Here is a 19298-nt window from a genome sequence, read left to right as displayed (position 1 = left end):
GGCTGCGAAACGAGAGAATTTCGAATCGGCTCTTGACAACGATGTCAGCAGGTGGTCAGAATGAATCCGCTCAATCGTTTTAGCAACCACGACGAAGTGGAGGTGCCGTCACAATGCCAATGCCACGAGTTCGAATCTCGGATGTCGCTGCTGCCGCCGGCGTGTCCATCTCCACCGTTTCGCTCGTCATGAACGATCGCGACGCCCGGATCCCGCTCGAGACGCAAGAGCGTGTGCGAGCGGCCGCCGCCGCGACCGGGTACACCCCGAACTCCGTCGCCCGGGGCCTGCGGATGCAGACCACCCGCACCATCGGCCTCGTCTCCGACACGATCGCCACGACGCCGTACGCGGGCCGCATGCTCGCGGGCGCCCAGGATGTCGCGCGCGAGCACGGCCACCTCGTGATCCTCGTCGACACCGGCGCCGACGTCGAGGTCGAACGCGACGCGATCCGCGCCCTCGCCGACCACCAGATCGACGCACTCATCTACGCGTGCATGTGGCACCGGGTCGTCGACGCGCCCGAGCACCTTCCGGCCCGCACGGTGTTCCTCGACTGCCGACCGGTCGACGGCGGCCACCCGGCCGTCGTGCCCGACGACCGCGCCGGCGGCGCCACGGCGGTGCGAGAGCTCGTGGCGGCCGGCCACCGTCGCATCGCCTTCGTCGACGTCGACGAGCCCAACCCGCCCATCGCCTCGGCGCTCCGCTTCGAGGGCTACCTCGAGGTGCTCCGCGAGGCGGGCATCGAACCCGACGCCGAGCTGCACGTGCACGGCGCCACCACCACCGCGGCGGGCGGCCGCAGTGCCACGGAGCTCCTGCTCGACCTGCCAGAGGCGCGCCGCCCGACGGCGCTGTTCTGCTTCAACGACCGCATGGCGGCGGGCGCGTACGTCGCCGCGCGCCACAGAGGTCTCGAGATCCCGCGTGACCTCTCGATCGTCGGCTTCGACGACCAGCAGCTCGTCGCGGCCGAACTCGACCCGCCGCTCACGACCGTGGCCCTGCCTCACTACGAGATGGGGCGATGGGCGACCGAGGTCGCGCTCGGCGTACTGGCACCGGATGACCCCGGTGCCGTGCACCTCATGGAGTGCCCGATCATCCGACGGGACTCCGTGGGCCCGCCGCCGGCAGCAGGTGGTGACCCCGGCCGACGGCGGACCTGACGAAACCCAGAGACCGCAGAAGGCGGTCGCCGAGTGGTACCCGACCTGGACGTCGGGCACCGTGAAAGGAATCAAGCAATGAAGCGCAGATCCCTCCCAGTGATGGTATCGCTGGCTGCCGCGTCAGCCCTCGCGTTGACGGCGTGCGGGCAGGCCGGACAGGGCGGCGGGTCCGGAGACGGGCCCATCGAACTGACGATGTGGACGCACTCGGCGGGCAACCCCGCCGAACTCGAGGTCTACGAGAAGATCATCACCGAGTTCAACGCGTCGCAAGACGAGTACAAGGTCGTCGAGGAGTCGTTCCCGCAGGGTGCGTACAACGACGCGATCACCGCGGCAGCCGCATCCGACGACCTGCCGTGCCTGCTCGACATGGACGGCCCGATCATGCCGAACTGGGCGTGGGCCGGATACCTCGAGCCGCTCGACCTGCCCGAGAGCATCACCGACGAGCTCCTGCCGACCACGGTGGGCACCTACGACGGCGAGATCTACTCGGCCGGATACTGGGATGCCGCGTTGTCGATCTTCGCTCGCAAGTCGGTGCTCGACGCGAACGGGATCCGCATCCCGACGATCGACGAGCCGTGGACGATCGACGAGTTCGACGCTGCGCTCACCACCCTCCAGTCGGCCGGGTATGCCACGCCCCTCGACATCGGCGCCGAAGACGCGGGCGAGTGGTGGTCGTACGCGTACTCGCCGATGCTGCAGAGCGCCGGCGGCGACGAGGTCGACCGCGACACGATGCTCACCGCTGACGGGGCCCTGAACGGCCCCGAGGCCAACGAGTTCTTCACGTGGTTCCAGGAGGCCTTCGAGAAGGGCTGGGCGAGCAACGCCGGCACCCTCGGCAACCAGGAGTTCGTCGACGACGAGGTCGCGCTGAGCTACACGGGCGTCTGGAACGCGCTCGCGTCGATCGAAGCGGTCGGCGACGACCTGCTCATCCTTCCCCCGCCGGACTTCGGCAACGGGCCGAAGATCGGCGGCGGATCCTGGCAGTGGGGCATCTCGTCGTCTTGCAACTCGCCCGAGGGTGCCCGCGCCTACCTCGAGTTCAGCTTCCAGGACGAGTACATCGCCGAGTTCGCCGACAAGCAGGTCGTGATTCCCGCGACGGCGGGCGCCGAGGCGCTCACGGAGCACTTCAGCGAAGACGGTGCGCTCCGTCCCTTCGTCGAGCTCTCGCAGAAGTTCGCGCTGGCACGCCCGGAGACCCCCGCGTATCCCGTGATCTCGAGCACCTTCGAGAAGGCCGCGAAGGACATCATGAACGGTGCCGACGTGAAGTCCACGCTCGACGGTGCCGTGCAGGAGATCGACGCGAACATCGAATCCAACGACGGGTACGGCTTCTAGGCCGACCGTCCTGAGCGGTGGGGGCGGCGTTGCCGCCGTCCCCACCGGATCGGATCTCATCATGCTCCAGACGACGACCTCGAGCGCCGCATCCGCGGCGCCGCCGGCTCCGGTTCCCGAGAAGGCCGACCGCACCCGCGTGCCGCGGCGCTCGAACCGCGCGGCACGCCGGGAACGGCGTACCGGCCTCGCGATGGCGGCACCCGCGGTGCTGCTGCTCATCCTCTTCCTCATCATCCCCGTGCTCCTCGCCTTCGGCCTGTCGTTCACCAACGCCCGCCTCATCTCGCCGAACCCGCCGCGGCTCGTGGGCATCGACAACTTCCTGCGCGCCTTCAGCGATCCCGTCTTCCTGCGCTCGACGCTGAACACCTTCGTATTCGCCGCCGTCATCGTGCCCGTGCAGGCCGCCCTCGGGCTGCTGCTCGCCGTGCTCGTGAACCAGAAGATCCGCGGCGTCACCGCGTTCCGGGTCATCTTCTTCATCCCGGTGGTCACCTCGATCGTCGTCGTGTCGATCCTCTGGAAGTTCATGTACCAGCAGGACGGCCTCGTCAACTCGTTCATCGACACGATCACGTTCGGCGCCTGGCAGGGCACCGCGTGGCTCAACGATCCGAACACCGCCCTCGGCGCGATCATCGTGCTCTCGATCTGGCAGGCCGTCGGCTTCCACATGCTCATCTGGCTGTCGGGACTCCAGACCATCCCTGAGGAGCTCTACGAGGCCGCGCGCATGGACGGCGCGAGTCCGTGGCAGCAGTTCGCCAACGTCACCTGGCCGGGCCTGCGCTCGACGATGGTCTTCGTGCTCGTGACGATCACGATCGCCGCACTGGGCCTCTTCGTGCAGGTCGACGTGATGACGCAGGGCGGCCCGCTGAACTCGACGTCGACCCTCGTCTACCAAGCGGTGCGCAAGGGCTACCGCGAGCAGGAGATCGGCTATGGAGCCGCGATCTCGCTCATCTTCTTCGTGCTGGTGCTCATCGTCTCCCTCGTGCAGCGCCGCCTCACTCGTGACAAGGAGGACTGAGCCGTGACCACGCTCACCCGCAACATCCCCGAGGTGCGCTCGACGGGCCGCCGGGGCGACCTCGGCGAGCGGCAGTTGCGCCGCCGCCGACGCAACTGGACGTACGTTGCGATGACGGCGCTCGCCGCGTTCTTCCTCTTCCCGCTCGTCTTCATGTTCGTCTCGAGCCTGAAGCCCTCCGGGCAGATCCTGTCGGATGTCGACTCGATCCGTGCGTTCCTGCCCGTCGGCGACATCAGCCTCGACAACTACGCCGGCGTCTTCGATCGCGTGCCCGTGGTGCAGTTCCTGCTCAACTCGATCTTCGTCACGGTGGCGATCGTCGGGGTCGGCCTCGTCGTCAACTCCCTGTGCGGCTTCGCGCTCTCGCGATTGGAGTGGAAGGGCCGGGGGCTCGTGCTCTCCGTCGTCATCGCGACGCTCATCATCCCGTTCGAGACGATCGCCGTGCCGATGGTCTACTGGGTCTCGAAGCTGCCGACGCTCGTCTTCGAGGACGGACTCCTGAAGTACGACTTCGGGTGGCTGAACACGTACCACGTGCAGATCATCCCGTTCATCGCGAACGCGTTCTCGATCTTCCTGTTCACGCAGTACTTCTCGACGATCCCCAAGTCGATCGACGAGGCCGCGCGCATCGACGGGGCCGGCTGGTTCACGATCTACCGCCGCATCATCGTGCCGCTGTCGGGCCCGGCGTTCGCGACCGTCGCGATCCTGACCTTCCTGCCGGCCTGGAACCAGTACCTCTGGCCGCTCATGGTGGTGCAGCAGGAGGAACTGCGTCCCGTCATGGTCGGCATGCAGTACTTCTTCCAGCTCAGCCCGCAGTGGGGCGAGGTCATGGCGTATACGACGATGATCACGTTGCCCGTGCTCGTGGTGTTCCTGTCGTTCCAGCGCGCGTTCGTCTCGAGTGTCGCCGCGAGCGGCGTGAAGGGTTAGCGGATGTTCGCGCTTCCCGACTCCTGGGTGTGGGACTTCTGGTTCGCCGACGACGGCGAGCGGTACCACCTGTTCTTCCTCTACGCCTCGCGTGCACTGCACGACCCCGAGGCCCGGCACCACCGTGCCTCGATCGGACACGCGGTCCTCCGACGATCTCGAGGAGTGGACGCGCGTCGCCGACGCGCTCGTGCGCGGCGATGCGCCCGCGTTCGACGACCTCGCGACGTGGACGGGCTCGGTGGTGCGGCATCCCGACGGCACGTGGTTCATGTTCTACACGGGCACGAGCCTGACGCCCGGCGGCAATATCCAGCGCGTCGGCTACGCGACCTCGGCCGACCTCATGGAGTGGCAGAAGTCGGCGTCGAACCCCGTCGCGCGAGCCGACCCTCGCTGGTACGAGACGTTCGGCACGGGTGAATGGCGCGAGGAGGCGTTCCGCGACCCATGGGTGTTCGCGGACCCGGCGGGCGACGGATGGCACATGCTCGTCACCGCGCGCGCGAACACCGGCCCCGCCGACGACCGGGGTGTCGTCGGCCATGCCTGGTCGCCCGACCTGCGGAACTGGGAGGTGCTTCCGCCGCTCAGCGAGCCCGGTCAGGGCTTCGGCCACCTCGAGGTGTTCCAGGTCGAAGTCGTCGACGGGCGGCCGGTGCTGCTCTTCTCATGCACGGCGGCCGACTTCGCGGCGAGCCGGCGCGCGAGCGGCAAGACCGGGGGCGTCTGGGCGAGCCCCGCGGCATCCGTGCTCGGACCGTACGACCTCGCGGGCGCGCAGCTGGTCACCGACGACTCGCTCTACGTCGGGCGCCTGCTGCGCCGGCGCGACGACGGCGAATGGGTGATGCTCGCGTTCCACAACATCGCGCCCGACGGGTCGTTCATCGGCAGCATCAGCGATCCGATGCCCGTGCGGTGGGAGGGCCGTGAACTGCACGTGACGCCGGCGGCCGTCCCCAGCCCGAGCAGGTGACCCCGCCTCGAGCGGGCCGCGGCAGGGTGGGCCGCGTCAGCCGTCAGTGCGCGTGAGCAGGAACACCGGGATGACCCGGTCGGTCTTCGTCTGGTACTCGGCGTAGGCCGGCCAGGTCTCGAGGGCCCTCGCCCACCAGGTCGCGCGCTCGTCGCCCTCGAGCTCGCGCGCGAGGTAGTCGTGCTTCTCGGCTCCGTCTTGCAGCTCGACGTGCGGGTTCCTCTTGAGGTTCCAGTACCAGGTCGGATGCTTCGGGGCGCCGCCCTGGGAAGCGACCACCGCGTACTCGCCGTCGTGCTCGACGCGCATGAGCGCGGTCTTGCGGAGCTTGCCCGACTTGGCGCCGATCGTGGTCAGCACGATGACGGGTCGGCCGCGCAGCGTGTTGCCCTTCTGTCCGCCCGACGCCTCGAAGGTCTCGGCCTGCTGTCGAGCCCAGGCTGAGGTGCTCGGCGCGTATTCGCCCTTGAGTGGCATGTGTCTCCTCGAAGATTGGTGGGTCCGCTCACCCCAACGACACTGCGCCGGCGGGAATTCCTTCCCGCCGGCGCACGTGATCATGATCGTGAGACGTCACGCCTGCCGGATGACGAGGGAGAACTCCACGAAGCCGTCGGGCTCGACTGAGACGAAACCGAGGTTCGGCGCCTCGACGCCGTAGTCGGCGAACGTGATGGGGATGCTGCCGGCGACCTGTCCGCCGGAGCCGTCGAAGACGGCCTCGAGGTCGACCGTGACGGTGTTGGTGACTCCCGCCACCGTGAGATCTCCCGTTGCGGTGAGCTGCTGCACCTCGCCGGCGACGGGAGGAGCCTCGGCCGTGATCGGCCCGGTGAGCTCGAACGTCGCGGTCGGGAACTCGGCGACGCGCAGTGCGGTGTCGCGGAAGTAGGCGTCGCGGTTGTCGGAGTCGGTCGCGATCGAGGCGACGTCGACGGTGAACTCCGCGTCGGTGAGCGTGAGGTCGTCGACGGTGAGGGTGCCGGTGACCTGTTCGGTGCGGCCGGTGACCGTGACATCCGTTCCGTTCAGCACCTCGTCGACGCGGTAGCCCGCGAACGAACCCTCGCCCACGGTCCATGAGCCTGAGAGCTCCGAGGCGTCGACCGAAGCATCCGTCGACGGCGCTGCCGTCACCGAGGGCGCTGCTTCTGCCGGGCCCACGATCAGGTCGCGGTAGACGATCGGGCCGGCCACGGCCGCCGTCGTGCCGAGGACGACGGCCCCGGCGATGATCGAGACGATGACGGTACGTTTGCGCATGGGCGGCTCCTGAGCGTTCGGGGAGCGGTAGGTGCTCCGCATTCGAGCCTGCCGAAGATCTGTTTGAACTCTCTATGTGTTGCCTTGGATGTGGCTGGGAGGTGATCGAGTGCCCCTGGCCGGTTAGCGGAAATAGCACTCGCTCGGGAAAAGTTGACTCTAGTAGACTCAAGTTTGTCGAAGGGAATAGCTGTGGCCAATATGCAGGGTGCGCCGGGCACGCAAGAGGAGCAGAAGTCGGCGCTCGAGCAGTTCGGCATCAACCTCACCGAGATCGCCAAGGCGGGCAAGCTCGATCCGGTGATCGGGCGCGACGCCGAGATCCGTCGTGTCAGCCAGGTGCTGACGCGCCGCACGAAGAACAATCCCGTGCTCATCGGTGAGCCCGGCGTCGGCAAGACGGCCGTCGTCGAGGGGCTCGCACAGCGCATCGTCGCCGGCGATGTCGCCGACTCGCTGAAGGACAAGCAGCTCGTCGCGCTCGACATCTCGGCGCTCGTGGCCGGTGCGATGTACCGCGGCCAGTTCGAGGAGCGCCTGAAGGCCGTGCTCCGAGAGATCAACGACGCCGAGGGCCAGATCATCACCTTCGTCGACGAGTTGCACCTGCTCATGGGTGCCGGCGGCGGCGAGGGCTCCGTCGCTGCCTCCAACATGCTGAAGCCGATGCTCGCGCGCGGCGAGTTGCGGCTCATCGGCGCCACGACCCTCAACGAGTACCGCGAGCACATCGAGAAGGACGGCGCGCTCGAGCGCCGCTTCCAGCAGGTGTACGTCGGCGAGCCGAACGTCGAAGACACGGTGGCGATCCTCCGCGGGCTCAAGGGCCGGTACGAGGCGCACCACGGAGTGACGATCTCGGATGCCGCGCTCGTCGCCGCGGCATCCCTCTCCAATCGCTACATCCCGGCACGCCAGCTGCCCGACAAGGCCATCGACCTCGTCGACGAGGCGATGTCGCGCCTCAAGATGGAGATCGACTCGTCCCCTGTCGAGATCGACCAGTTGAAGCGCCAGGTCGACCGCCTGAAGCTCGAGGAGCTCGCGCTCAAGAAGGAGAAGGACGAGGCGTCGAAGGAGCGGCTCGCGAAGCTGCGCGAGACCCTCGTCGACCAGGAGCGGGAGCTCGCGTCGCTCGAGGAGCGGTGGGCGCGCGAACGCATGAGCCTGAACCGAGTCGGCGAGCTGAAGAAGCGGCTCGACGAGGCGATCACCGAGCGCGACCGGGCGATGCGCGAGGCCGACTACCAGCGCGCCTCGAAGCTCGAATACGAGACCATCAAGCAGCTCGAGCGTGACCTCGCTGCGGCCGAGCAGGCCGAGAGCGCACCCGACGAGCCGCGCATGGTCAACGAGCAGGTCACCGAGGAGGACATCGCGCAGGTCATCGCCGCGTGGACCGGCATCCCCGTCGGCCGGCTGCTGCAGGGTGAGACCGAGAAGCTCCTGCAGCTCGAGAGCGAGCTCGGCAAGCGGCTCATCGGCCAGAAGCGAGCGGTCATGTCCGTCGCCGACGCCGTGCGCCGTTCGCGCGCAGGACTCAGCGACCCGAACCGCCCCACCGGCTCGTTCCTCTTCCTCGGCCCCACGGGTGTCGGCAAGACCGAGCTCGCGAAGGCGCTCGCCGAGTTCCTCTTCGACGACGAGCACGCGATGGTGCGCATCGACATGTCGGAGTACGGCGAGAAGTTCTCGGTCTCCCGGCTCGTGGGTGCCCCTCCCGGGTACATCGGCTACGAACAGGGCGGACAGCTCACCGAGGCCGTGCGTCGGCGCCCCTATTCGGTGATCCTCCTCGACGAGGTTGAGAAGGCGCACCCCGAGGTGTTCGACGTGCTGCTGCAGGTGCTCGACGAGGGGCGGTTGACCGACGGCCAAGGCCGCACCGTCGATTTCCGCAACGTCATCCTCGTGCTGACGTCGAACCTCGGCTCGCAGTACCTCATCGACCCGACGCTTAGCTGGGATGACAAGGAGCAGGCCGTGCTCGCCGCCGTTCGCCAGGCGTTCAAGCCCGAGTTCGTGAACCGGCTCGACGACATCGTTGTGTTCTCCTCGCTCTCCGAGGAGGAGCTCGGCGAGATCGTGAACCTCTATGTCGACCGGCTTTCTGCGCGGCTGCACGAGCGGCGACTCGAGCTCGGCGTCACGCCCGATGCGCGGGCCTGGCTCGCCGAGCGCGGCTACGACCCGCTCTACGGTGCTCGCCCGCTGCGCCGCCTCATGCAGCACGAGATCGACGACCGGCTCGCGCGGGCGCTCCTCACGGGCGACATCCGCGACGGCGACACGGTCATGGTCGCGCTCGCCGACGACGGCGAGTCGCTCACCGTCGCCAAGGCCGACGTGCTCGCCGACGACCGTGACCCGGGTGCCGAAGGTGACGAGGTCATCGACGCCGAGATCATCGACGACGAGCTGTGACGATGTGCGGCGTCAGCCGCTGACCGGCTCCGACGTGCGAACGCCGTTCGCGCTCGCCGGGATGCGGCGTTCGAGCGCGGCGGCCAGCACGCCGATGCCGACACAGCCGAGGACCATGACGACGATGTACACCTCGTTCAGGCCCCAGTCGAGCAACAGGCCCGCGGCGATCGGCCCGGTGATCGCACCACCCTGGAACGCCGCCGAGTTGATCGCGTTGTAGCGGCCGCGGTTGTGATCGGAGGCGAGGTCGTTGTAGATCGCGGGCACCGTCGGTTGCAGCAGGGTCTCGCCGAACGCGAAGACGCCCATGAATGCCAGGACGCCGATCGCGGCCGCCACAGAATCGGGCAGCAGCCCGGCGGCACCCAAGACCAGCCACGAACACGCCCACACCGCCGCCATCACCCACATGACGCGCGTGCGACGGCGCCCGCTGATGCGCTTGAGCACGGTGAACTGCAACAGCACGATCACCGCGGTGTTGACGGCGAACGCGAGCCCGACCACCCTGGTCGAGACTTCGGCGACCTGCCGTGCGTAGGCCGGGAACCCAGCCTCGAACTGGCCGTAGCCGACGAAGACCGCGAGGAAGGTGAGCAGCGTCAGCCACAGCACCGCGGGCTGCCGGAGGATCTCGCGATAGCCGCCGACCGGTGGGGCGTCGTCGTCGTGCTCGGCCTGCGTGCGGACGTGCCGGAGCGGACCGAGCAGCAGTGCCACCGGCACGAGGCAGCTGATGGCGTCGACGAGGAAGATCGCGGTGAAGGTGGCGGGGGAGTCGACGTCGACGAAGAACCCGCCGATGACGCCGCCCACGCCGATGCCGAGGTTGACGAGGGCGAAGTTGACACCGAAGTACTGCTGCCGCAGGTCGCCCTCGACCACCGCCGCGATGAGTGCGTTGAAGCCCGGCCAGGAGACGCCGAAGTTCACGCCGATGAGCACGAGCGCGACGGCCGCGACCGCGGGGTGGGTCGCGAACGCGAGCAGGGTGCAGCCGGCGATCATCGCCGCGAGCCCGATGAGCAGGACCTTGCGGGCGCCGAACCGGTCGATGAGGGTGCCGCCCGGGCCGGTGACGATCAGTCCGACGATCGCGATCAGGCTCATCAACCCGCCGGAGAGCCCGAGGTCGAAGCCCCGCACCTCGTGCAGGTAGATGATCGTGAACGGCAGGGTCAGCCCGCGGCCGAGCGTCTGGATCGCGACCGTCGACAGCAGCCATCGACCTTCGGTGGGCAGCGCGCTCCAGAACCCCCTGATGCCGATCACCTCAGTATTCTGCCCGACCCCACCGACATCGCACGACGGTACCTCCTGTTGGGTATGGATGCCGGGCCACCGGAGTGCCATCGTGGGTTCATGACGCGCATCGTCGAAGCGGACTATCTCGTGGTCGGAGCCGGAGCCATGGGGATGGCCTTCACGGACGCCCTGACCGCCCAAGCCGACGTGCGCGTCGCCCTCGTCGATCGCCGCCACGGCGTGAGCGGACACTGGCTCGAGGCGTATCCATTCGTCCGGCTGCACCAGGCGTCCGCCTTCTACGGGGTCGCCTCGACCCTGCTCGGCGGTGGGCAGGTGCAGCAGCGCGGGCCGGAGAAGGGCCTGCAGGAGCGCGCCACCCAGACCGAGATCTGCCTCTACTACGCGCGGGTGCTCGACCGGTTGGTCGAGTCCGGCAAGGTCGAGTTCTTCGCCAACAGCGAGTACCTCGGCGGCCGTGCCTTCGTCTCGCGCATCTCCGGCGAGCGGTTCGAGGTGCCGGAGCACTGCCGGATCGTCGACGCACGCTACCTGGCGCCGAGCATCCCTGCGGAGAAGCCTCCCCCCTTCGGGGTCGCCGACGACGTACACGTGCTGCCGGTCAACGACCTCGCCCGGCTCGAGGACGCGCCGAGTCAGTACGTGATCGCCGGTGCCGGAAAGACGGCGACCGACGCCTGCATCTGGCTGCTCTCGCACGGCGTGGACGCCGACGCGATCTGCTGGGTGCGGCCCCGCGAACCGTGGATGCTCAACCGCGCCGTCGTGCAGCCCGACCCGCCCGTCTTCCTGGGCATGGCCGCCGACACGATGCAGCTGGCGGCGGGCGCCACCTCCCTCGACGACTTGTTCCTCCGGCTCGAGGACGCCGGCGTCATGCTGCGGATCGATCGCTCGGTCATGCCGACCATGGCGAAGGCGCCCACGCTGGCGACGTGGGAGCTCGACCAGCTTCGGACCCTCGAGAACGTCGTGCGTCGCGGGCACATCGTGACCGTCGACCGGGGCAGGCTCGGCTTCGCCGACGGATCGGTCGCCGTCGCCGACGACGCGGTCGTGGTGCACTGCGCGGCGGACGGGCTCAAGTATCCGCCGCTGATCCCCGTTTGGCGGCCCGAGGCCATCACCCTGCAGCCGATCCGGGCAGGCTTCCCCTGCTTCGGAGCGGCGCTGATCGGGTACGTCGAGGCGACCCGCCACGACGACGCGGAGAAGAACCGGATCTGCGCGCCCTCGCCCTTCCCTGACTCGCTCGCGGCATGGGCGCGGATGGTGCTCGTCGGCACACGGTCCACGATGTCGTTCGGTGCGGAGCCGGACATCGCCGAGTGGTCCGCCCGCGTGGCGATCAACCCGGCGCGGATCCCACCGGGGCATCCCGGATCGCCGGCGCTCGACGACGCGCGGGCGCGGCTGCGGGAGTACAGCCGGCCGGGGCTGGAGGGGCTCGCGCGGCTCATCGGGGAGTCGCTCGCGTAGCTGGAGTCAGCTTCTCGGTGGTGCAGCGTCATACGCCCTCCACCGACATCCGCACACCGGAGGTTCACCTTTCGGCTCTACGCTGCGGACATGCTGTTGCGCGAGGGGACGCCACGCGAACTCGTGGTCGAGACCGACGCGGGCGCACTGCGCGGCATCCGCCGTCGAGGGGTGCGCCTGTGGCGGGGCATCCCGTATGCAGCGGCGCCGGCGGGTGAGCTGCGGTTCCGCGCACCGCGACCGTCGCCCGGCTGGGACGGCGTGCGCGACGCCTCGGTGTTCGGTCCGGTCGCTCCCCAGAAGCGCAAGGGCCAGTTCATCGGCGCCGCCGACCACCTGCCGCGCAGCGAGGACTGCCTGAGCCTGAACGTCACCGCGCCCGACGACGGCGAGGCGCCGGGTCGCGGGCGCCCGGTGATGGTCTTCATCCACGGCGGCGCGTACAGCGTCGGCTCCTCGGGCGAGTATCCGCGCCAGGGCGAACGCCTCGTGCGGCGACACGGCGTCGTCTACGTGAGCCTCAACTATCGCCTCGGGGCCCTCGGGTGGCTCGACTTCCGTGCCTATTCCACCGCCGATCGCCCCATCGAATGCAACCTGGGACTCCGCGACCAGGTGGCCGCGCTCGAGTGGGTGCGCCGCAACATCCGCGCCTTCGGCGGCGACCCCGACAACGTCACCCTGCTCGGCGAGTCCGCCGGCGCCAACTCGGTCACGACGCTCATGACGGTGCCCTCTGCAGAGGGGCTGTTCGCGCGGGCGATCGCCCAGAGTTCGCCGGCGAACGCGGTCTACCTCCCCGAGACGGCGGCGACCTGGGCGCGCGAGTACGTGGGCATCCTCAGCGGCATCGTCGACGACGACGACCTCGAGAGCGAGTCGACGGATGCCGCGGCGGCGATGCTCTGCGCGGCCGACCCGATGGTGCTCGCCGAGGCGACGACCGCCCTCACCATCCGCACGCCCGACGAGAACCCGGGCACGATCAGCCTCGCGCCCGTCATCGACGGGGAGTTCCTCCCGCACCGCCCACTGGACGCATTCCGCGACGGCCTCGCGCACCGCCTACCACTCATCATCGGCACGAACGACCGGGAGGGATCACTCTTCGAGGGGCGCATCAGCATCCTGCCGACGACGAAGCCGCGCATCCGCGCGATCTTCACGAACACGAGGAAGAAGTCGCGCAAGGCCATCAAGCGGCTGTATCCCGGACTTCCCGAACGCAGGCCCGCCGCCGACTTCGCCGGCGACTTCACGTTCTGGTTCCCGACCGTGAAGGCCGCCGAACGGCACTCCCGCTACGCGCCCGTATTCTTCTACCGGTTCGATGCAGCACCCCGGACCGCTCGACTCATGGGTCTCGACGCGACGCACGGGCTCGAGCTCTTCGCCCTGTTCGAGCGGTTCGACACGGTCGTCGGCACGGGGCTCACCCTGCTCGGCGGGCGCCGGATGTTCCGTGAGGTCGGGCTCCGGATGCAGCGGCACTGGACCCGGTTCGCGGCATCCGGCGCACCGGGCCCTGAATGGCCCGCATACGAGGAAGGCGAGCGCCGCACCCTGGTCTTCGACGGCGTGGACCGCGTCGAAGCCGACCCACGCCGCGAGAAGCGACTCGCGTGGCAGGCGTTCGTGCCCCACGTGTGAGGCGCCGGCGGGCCGGCCTCGAAACCAGCCGGTCATCTCGTTCGAATAGGCTCGATTCCATGCTCGCGACCCTCATTCACGCCGAACGTGACATCCGCGTCGAGACCGTGCCCGACCCCGTGCTGTCGACCGGCGTCGATGCGATCGTCAAGGTCGTCGCCGCCTGTGTCTGCGGCTCCGACCTCTGGCCCTACCGCGGCATCACGCCGACGCGCGAGCCGCACCGCATCGGGCACGAGTTCGTTGGCGTCGTCGAGGAGATCGGGCCGGATGTCGCGAACGTCGCCGTCGGCGATTTCGTGATCGCCCCCTTCTACGTGTGCGACAACACGTGCGCGAACTGCCGCAATGGCGTGAGCACCTCGTGCCTGGGCGGCGGTTGGTGGGGCGGCAACGACCGGACGGGCGCCTTCGCCGACGCCGGCCAAGGCGAGCGAGTGCGCGTGCCGCTCGCCGACGGCACCCTCGTGGTCGTGCCCGGACCGGTCCCCGATGAGCTCGTGCCTGGGCTGCTGACGCTCAGCGACGTGATGGGCACCGGCCACCACGCCGCGGTGTCGGCCGGCGTCGGCGAGGGCGACACGGTCGCCGTCGTCGGCGATGGCGCCGTCGGGCTGTGCGCGATCATCGCGGCGAAGCGGCTCGGGGCGTCGGTGATCATCGCGATGTCGCGGCATCCCGAGCGCCAGGCGCTCGCGCGCGCGTTCGGCGCGACCCACGTCGTCGAGGAGCGCGGCGACGAGGGAGTCGCCCGGGTGCGTGAGCTCACCGGCGGGATCGGCGCCAACCAGGTGCTCGAGTGCGTCGGCACGAAGGAGTCGATGGACCAGGCGATCCGCTCGACGCGCCCCGGTGGCATGGTGGGCTACGTCGGCGTGCCGAACGGCGGGCCCGAATTGCCCGTGCGCACCCTGTTCGACCGCAACGTGGGCGTCAACGGCGGCGTCGCGCCCGTGCGCGGCTACATCGAGGAGCTGCTGCCCGACGTGCTCTCGGGCGCGATCGAGCCCGGCCGGGTCTTCGACCTCGAGCTGCCGCTCGCCGAGGCCGCCGAGGCGTATGCCGCGATGGACGAGCGCCGGGCGATCAAGGTGCTGCTGCGCCCCTGAGCAGCGAGCGCAACTCCGGATGGCGGTGCGACACGCCGCTCCCGCGGAGTGGGCGAGCGGTGTGTTCAACGGATGCTCCGGAGTTGCGCACGCGACGAACCCGAGCGGCGCAAGATTCGTTCATCCGACGCACGTTCCTGCCGCGTCACGCCGGAGCACGCCGATTCGGCGGCTCATGCGCGCGTCGCTCCTGTCCCCCGTTCACGGGGCATGGAAGTATCGCGCTCATTGACCGCTCACGGATTGGACGCATATGCCCGGATTGAGATCTCTCGCCGCGACATCCACCCTCGCACTGGCCTTGACGGCGCTCGTCGCCTCGCCGGCCGGTGCGATCACTTCGGCCGACAGCGAAGTGGCGGGTGAGCAGCAGTATGTCGTGCTGTTCGCCGAGGGCGCCTCTGAGTCGGCTACGCGAGCCGCAGTGGAGGCAGCCGGCGGCACGATCGTCGCCGAGAACACCGAGGTCGGCGTCGCGACGGTCGTGACCACCGACTCGGACTTCGCCGCCCAAGCCGCGGCGCAATCGGTGATCGAGGGGACGGCCCTCAACCGTGTCATCGCCGACGTGCCCGAGGCGCAGAAGGGCGCGGGTGCCGGCAAGAAGCTCGATTCAGCGAAGGCCGACCTCCGCAGCGCCGGGACTGGGGCAGCTGCCGTGACCGGAGCCCCTGCGACGCGCCCCTCGCAGGGGAAGCCGATCGCCGAGCCGCTCGCCGACCTCCAATGGGACATGCAGGCGATCGGCGCGACGGTCGACGGCTCGTACCGACACGACAAGACCAAGGGCGTGCTCGTGGGCATCATCGACACGGGCGTCGACGGTTCGCACCCCGACATCGCCCCGAACTTCGACGCTGAACTGAGCCGCAACTTCACGGTCGACATCGAGGTGGACGCGAACGGTGATCCGGTCGACGGCCCCTGCGCCGACGAGCCCGACCAGTCGTGCGAGGACGCAGCCGACGTCGATGAGAACGGACACGGCACCCACGTCGCCTCCACGATCGGCTCGCCCATCAATGGCATCGGCATCGCGGGCGTCGCGCCCGACGTGACGCTCGTGAACCTGCGCGCCGCCCAGGACTCGGGCTACTTCTTCCTGCAGGCATCCGTCGATGCGCTCACCTACGCCGGTGACGTCGGCATCGACGTCGTGAACATGAGCTACTACGTCGACCCGTGGCTGTTCAACTGCACGTCGCACCCGGCCGACTCAGCTGAAGACCAGGCCGAACAGCAGACGATCATCACCGCCATGCAGCGCGCCCTCGACTACGCGCGCGATCACGGTGTCACGCTGGTATCGGCGGCCGGGAACGGCGCGACGGACTACACCAAGGCGATCTCGGATTCCTCGAGCCCCGACTTCGCGAGCGAACCCGGCGAGGTCGCGTACACGCGTGACCTGCTCGACCCGGCTTCGTGCATCTCGATGCCGAGCGAGGGCGAAGGCGTGATCACGGTGAGCAGCACGGGCCAGAGCGACCGCAAGGCCTACTACTCCGACTACGGGAACGGGTACGTTGATGTCGCCGCTCCCGGCGGTGATGTGTACGACAACGCCGAGGGCACCCGCCAGTACCCCGGCGGCATCCTCGCGGCCTACCCGGCCGCTCTCGCTGAGGAGGAGGGCGCGATCGACGAGAACGGCGACGTCGTCGTTCCGTGGGCGGTGAAGAACTGCGACGCCTCGGGCGAGACCTGCGCGTACTACCAGTACCTGCAGGGAACGTCGATGGCCTCTCCGCACGCTGCGGGTGTCGCCGCGCTCATCGTCGGGCAGTACGGCAAGTTCGACAAGGCGCACGGCGGCACGACGCTGTCGCCCGCGAAGACCGAGTCGATCCTGCTCTCGACGGCCGTCGACACGGCGTGCCCCGACCCGGCGGCCTTCACGTACGTGCGGCACCTGCCGACCGGTGCGACCGCCACGACGACGCACACCTGCGAGGGCGGGCCGACGAAGAACGGCTTCTTCGGCGACGGCATCGTGAACGCGCTCGCTGCGATCGGACGCTGATCCGCGGCATCCGCTGACGCACACCGACCGGGCCGGTCTCTTCGGAGGCCGGCCCGTTGCGTTGCCGGCGAGCGCTTCGGAAACGCCCGCCGTCACTCGCCGGCGAGCACGAGCTCCTCGAGCGGCTTGCGCAGGCGCGGCGCGACCTCGCGCTCGCGCAGTACGTCGGGCAGGGTGTCGAGGTCGCCGAGCACGCCGATCGCGGTGATCGACACGACCTCGAAGCGCGCGTCGAGGTCGAACTCGGCGTGGAGCCTCGCGGCGTCGAACCCGCCCAGCTGGTGGGTGTGCAGGCCCTCGTGCTGCGCCTGCACCGTGAGGTGGGCGACCGCCTGGCCGAGGTCGTAGCGGGCCCACGGGCGTGCCTCGCCCTCGGTGTCGATGATCTCGGCGACGTTCACGATGAGCACGGCGGCCGAGTCGGCCCACGCCTTGTTGAAGCCCGCCATCGCGTCGTGCACCGTGGTGAACGCGTCACTGCCGCGACGCGCGACGATGAAGCGCCACGGCTGGGTGTTGTTCGCCGACGGCGCCCAGCGCGCGGCCTCGAGGATCGTTCGGATCACGGCGGGGTCGACCTCGGCGGTCGGGTCGTAGGCGCGCGGGCTCCAGCGCTCGACGAGCGGGGTGATGAGCGGGGCCTCGGTCTGGGCGTTGCGGGAGGTGACATCGGTGATGAGCGTCATGCGATCACAGCTTTCATGGGGATGAACGGGTGCCGGGGCGCCATCGTCCCGCGTGATGCAACGTGCCGTGGCATCCGCTATTCCATGATTATGCATATTCTCAGGCGAGGGCGCCCGTTCGCGGGCCCAAGCCGCTTACGCGCGCGCGAGCTCCTCGCGGATGCCGGCGACGAACGCGTCGATGTCGGCCTCGCTCGTGTCGAACGAGCACATCCAGCGCACCTCGCCCTTCGCGGCATCCCAGTCGTAGAACCGGAAGCCACGCTCGCGAAGCCGGTCGGCGACGCCGGCCGGAAGCGTCGCGAACACGCCGTTCGACTGGGTCTGCTGCGTGAAGCCGAGGCCGGGCAGGTCGCCGGCGGCGATGCCCGCATCGAGCGCGTCGCGCAAGCGCCGCGCCATCGCGTTCGCGTGCCCGGCGCTCTCGAGCCAGAGGTCGCCCTCGAGCAGCGTGATGAGCTGCGCCGAGACGAACCGCATCTTCGACGCGAGCTGCATGTTGAGCTTGCGCAGGAACTTCAGGCCCTCGGATGCCTCGGGGTTCAGCACCACGATCGCCTCGGCGCCGAGCGCGCCGTTCTTGGTGCCGCCGAAGCTCAGCACGTCGACGCCGGCGTCGCGCGTGAAGGCGCGCAGGGGGAGGCCGAGGGATGCCGCGGCGTTCGAGGCGCGGGCGCCGTCCATGTGCAGCTTCATGCCGCGCTCGTGCGCGTGGTCGGCGATCGTGCGGATCTCATCGGCCGTGTAGGCCGTGCCGAGCTCGGTGGTCTGCGTGATCGACACGACGAGCGGCTGCGCGCGGTGCTCGTCGCCCCAGCCCCACGCCTCGCGGTCGATGAGCTCGGGGGTGAGCTTGCCGCCGGGCGTCGGCACCGTGAGCAGCTTGATGCCGCCGACGCGCTCGGGCGCCCCGCCCTCGTCGGAGTTGATGTGCGCGGTGGTCGCGCTGATGACCGCGCCCCAGCGGGGCAGCATCGACTGGAGCCCCGTGACGTTCGCGCCCGTGCCGTTGAAGACGGGGAAGACCTCGACGCCCTCGCCGAAGTGCTGCGCGAACACCTCTTGCAGGCGGTCGGTGTAGACGTCTTCGCCATAGGCCACCTGGTGCCCGCCGTTCGCCGTGGCGATCGCGGCGAGCACCTCGGGGTGCACCCCGGAGTAGTTGTCGGAGGCGAAGCCGCGGACGGCGGTGTCATGGAGCTGCTCGGTCACCGAACCATCCTCCCACCCGCCGGCATCCGCTCAGCCGCGGAGCGCCTCGGCGAGCTTCACACGCGCACCCGTCTTCAGCAGCGAGTTGCTCGTCGCCTCGACGATGTCGAGCTGGTGCGACGAGAAGAGCACTGGGGCGCCGGATGCCGCGACGTCGGCGAGCACGCCCTGCACCGTCTCGACGGCCATCGGGTCGAGCCCGGAGAACGGCTCGTCGAGCACGAGCACCTCTGGGCGATGCACGAGCGCCGCCGCGATCTGCGCGCGCTGCTGGTTGCCGAGCGAGAGCGACTCGCCGAGCGGCATGCCGCCGAGGGTGACGCTGCCCGAGTCGGCGGCGAGCACGCCGAGGATGATGCGCATCGCGGTGGTCTTGCCGGCGCCGTTGCCGCCGACGAATCCCGTGAGGCGGCCGTCGCCGGCGGTGAAGCTCACCGCATCGAGGGCGGGCCGGTCGCCGTAGCGCTTGCTGACGTCATGGAGTTCGAGCATGGCTCCACGCTACGGATGCCGCGTGGCCGGGGCATCCGCCGCACGATGGGTTCTCGTGCTCCGTCGTGCTCCGTCGCGCGGCGTCGCGCAGCGGACGCGGAGGGGGCTTCCGGATGTCGCTGCCGCTGGTTAGGATCGCACGGTGACCAACGGATTCAACGGATCCGAGGCGGGGGAAGCGTCGACATCGA

14 protein-coding genes and 2 pseudogenes are annotated in these 19298 nt (G+C 69.3%); 10 read left to right on the top strand and 6 right to left on the bottom strand.

Translation table 11 applies throughout. The annotated features are described in order from the left end of the window. The first annotated feature begins 119 nt into the window (after positions 1–119). The 5 genes and pseudogenes from QFZ29_RS16500 (at position 120) to QFZ29_RS16480 (ending at position 5500) form a co-directional block, all read left to right on the top strand. Positions 120–1175 carry a LacI family DNA-binding transcriptional regulator gene (locus QFZ29_RS16500; protein WP_306895134.1) on the top strand — a complete coding sequence of 352 codons (1056 nt, stop codon included), beginning with the start codon at positions 120–122 and terminating at the stop codon, positions 1173–1175. Positions 1176–1253: 78 nt separating this feature from the next. Beyond that, positions 1254–2540 carry a sugar ABC transporter substrate-binding protein gene (locus QFZ29_RS16495; protein WP_306895132.1) on the top strand — a complete coding sequence of 429 codons (1287 nt, stop codon included), beginning with the start codon at positions 1254–1256 and terminating at the stop codon, positions 2538–2540. Positions 2541–2601: 61 nt separating this feature from the next. Next, the gene (locus tag QFZ29_RS16490; RefSeq protein ID WP_306895130.1) at positions 2602–3576 is read left to right on the top strand and encodes a carbohydrate ABC transporter permease; all 975 of its coding nucleotides are present in this window, start codon (positions 2602–2604) and stop codon (positions 3574–3576) included. Positions 3577–3687: 111 nt separating this feature from the next. Beyond that, positions 3688–4521 (top strand): carbohydrate ABC transporter permease, encoded by an 834-nt coding sequence (locus QFZ29_RS16485; RefSeq protein WP_306896779.1) that lies wholly within the window; start codon positions 3688–3690, stop codon positions 4519–4521. A 3-nt stretch (positions 4522–4524) separates the two neighbouring features. Continuing rightward, positions 4525–5500 (top strand): annotated as a pseudogene (locus tag QFZ29_RS16480) (glycosyl hydrolase family 32). Between the two features lie 36 nt (positions 5501–5536). On the opposite strand, the gene QFZ29_RS16475 reads toward QFZ29_RS16480, so the two are convergent. Both QFZ29_RS16475 and QFZ29_RS16470 read right to left on the bottom strand, forming a co-directional pair. Beyond that, positions 5537–5977: a nitroreductase family deazaflavin-dependent oxidoreductase gene (locus QFZ29_RS16475; RefSeq protein ID WP_306895126.1), complete on the bottom strand. Its 441-nt coding sequence runs from the start codon at positions 5975–5977 to the stop codon at positions 5537–5539. Positions 5978–6073: 96 nt separating this feature from the next. Next, positions 6074–6763 carry a YceI family protein gene (locus QFZ29_RS16470; protein WP_306895125.1) on the bottom strand — a complete coding sequence of 230 codons (690 nt, stop codon included), beginning with the start codon at positions 6761–6763 and terminating at the stop codon, positions 6074–6076. 192 nt (positions 6764–6955) lie between these two features. Here QFZ29_RS16470 and QFZ29_RS16465 point away from each other — a divergent pair, with 192 nt between their 5' ends. Then, complete coding sequence (locus tag QFZ29_RS16465) at positions 6956–9187, top strand: ATP-dependent Clp protease ATP-binding subunit (protein ID WP_373426228.1); 2232 nt, start codon at positions 6956–6958, stop codon at positions 9185–9187. 12 nt (positions 9188–9199) lie between these two features. Here the strand turns inward: QFZ29_RS16465 and QFZ29_RS16460 are convergent, their stop codons facing one another. Then, positions 9200–10462 (bottom strand): MFS transporter, encoded by a 1263-nt coding sequence (locus QFZ29_RS16460; RefSeq protein WP_306895123.1) that lies wholly within the window; start codon positions 10460–10462, stop codon positions 9200–9202. Between the two features lie 90 nt (positions 10463–10552). Here QFZ29_RS16460 and QFZ29_RS16455 point away from each other — a divergent pair, with 90 nt between their 5' ends. The 4 genes from QFZ29_RS16455 (at position 10553) to QFZ29_RS16440 (ending at position 16717) form a co-directional block, all read left to right on the top strand. Further along, positions 10553–11935 (top strand): NAD(P)-binding protein, encoded by a 1383-nt coding sequence (locus QFZ29_RS16455; protein ID WP_306895121.1) that lies wholly within the window; start codon positions 10553–10555, stop codon positions 11933–11935. 90 nt (positions 11936–12025) lie between these two features. Continuing rightward, positions 12026–13585, top strand: coding sequence for a carboxylesterase/lipase family protein (locus QFZ29_RS16450; RefSeq protein WP_306895119.1), 1560 nt, complete (start codon positions 12026–12028; stop codon positions 13583–13585). A gap of 59 nt (positions 13586–13644) precedes the next feature. Continuing rightward, the gene (locus QFZ29_RS16445; protein ID WP_306895117.1) at positions 13645–14694 is read left to right on the top strand and encodes a zinc-dependent alcohol dehydrogenase family protein; all 1050 of its coding nucleotides are present in this window, start codon (positions 13645–13647) and stop codon (positions 14692–14694) included. A gap of 253 nt (positions 14695–14947) precedes the next feature. Beyond that, entirely contained in the window at positions 14948–16717 is a 1770-nt protein-coding gene (locus QFZ29_RS16440) for a S8 family serine peptidase (protein WP_306895116.1), read from the top strand. Between the two features lie 92 nt (positions 16718–16809). On the opposite strand, the gene QFZ29_RS16435 is transcribed toward QFZ29_RS16440, so the two are convergent. The 3 genes and pseudogenes from QFZ29_RS16435 to QFZ29_RS16425 all read right to left on the bottom strand — a co-directional run. Continuing rightward, positions 16810–17403: a nitroreductase family protein gene (locus QFZ29_RS16435; RefSeq protein WP_306895114.1), complete on the bottom strand. Its 594-nt coding sequence runs from the start codon at positions 17401–17403 to the stop codon at positions 16810–16812. A 135-nt stretch (positions 17404–17538) separates the two neighbouring features. Beyond that, complete coding sequence (locus QFZ29_RS16430) at positions 17539–18615, bottom strand: threonine aldolase family protein (RefSeq protein WP_306895112.1); 1077 nt, start codon at positions 18613–18615, stop codon at positions 17539–17541. A 75-nt stretch (positions 18616–18690) separates the two neighbouring features. Then, positions 18691–19107: pseudogene (locus tag QFZ29_RS16425) on the bottom strand (ABC transporter ATP-binding protein); the annotation flags it as partial. Between the last annotated feature and the right edge of the window lie 191 nt (positions 19108–19298).

This window comes from Agromyces albus (assembly GCF_030815405.1).
Taxonomy (GTDB): Bacteria; Actinomycetota; Actinomycetes; order Actinomycetales; family Microbacteriaceae; genus Agromyces; species Agromyces albus_A.
The sequence above is the reverse complement of the archived record's forward strand: the minus strand, read 5'-3'. Positions and strand labels throughout refer to the sequence as shown.

Bases quoted from the DNA above. Each gene is read 5' to 3' on its own strand.
- QFZ29_RS16500 (WP_306895134.1), top strand. From the start codon at position 120: ATGCCACGAGTTCGAATCTCGGATGTCGCTGCTGCCGCCGGCGTGTCC.
- QFZ29_RS16495 (WP_306895132.1), top strand. From the start codon at position 1,254: ATGAAGCGCAGATCCCTCCCAGTGATGGTATCGCTGGCTGCCGCGTCA.
- QFZ29_RS16490 (WP_306895130.1), top strand. From the start codon at position 2,602: ATGCTCCAGACGACGACCTCGAGCGCCGCATCCGCGGCGCCGCCGGCT.
- QFZ29_RS16485 (WP_306896779.1), top strand. From the start codon at position 3,688: ATGACGGCGCTCGCCGCGTTCTTCCTCTTCCCGCTCGTCTTCATGTTC.
- QFZ29_RS16475 (WP_306895126.1), bottom strand. From the start codon at position 5,977: ATGCCACTCAAGGGCGAATACGCGCCGAGCACCTCAGCCTGGGCTCGA.
- QFZ29_RS16470 (WP_306895125.1), bottom strand. From the start codon at position 6,763: ATGCGCAAACGTACCGTCATCGTCTCGATCATCGCCGGGGCCGTCGTC.
- QFZ29_RS16455 (WP_306895121.1), top strand. From the start codon at position 10,553: ATGACGCGCATCGTCGAAGCGGACTATCTCGTGGTCGGAGCCGGAGCC.
- QFZ29_RS16450 (WP_306895119.1), top strand. From the start codon at position 12,026: ATGCTGTTGCGCGAGGGGACGCCACGCGAACTCGTGGTCGAGACCGAC.
- QFZ29_RS16445 (WP_306895117.1), top strand. From the start codon at position 13,645: ATGCTCGCGACCCTCATTCACGCCGAACGTGACATCCGCGTCGAGACC.
- QFZ29_RS16440 (WP_306895116.1), top strand. From the start codon at position 14,948: ATGCCCGGATTGAGATCTCTCGCCGCGACATCCACCCTCGCACTGGCC.
- QFZ29_RS16435 (WP_306895114.1), bottom strand. From the start codon at position 17,403: ATGACGCTCATCACCGATGTCACCTCCCGCAACGCCCAGACCGAGGCC.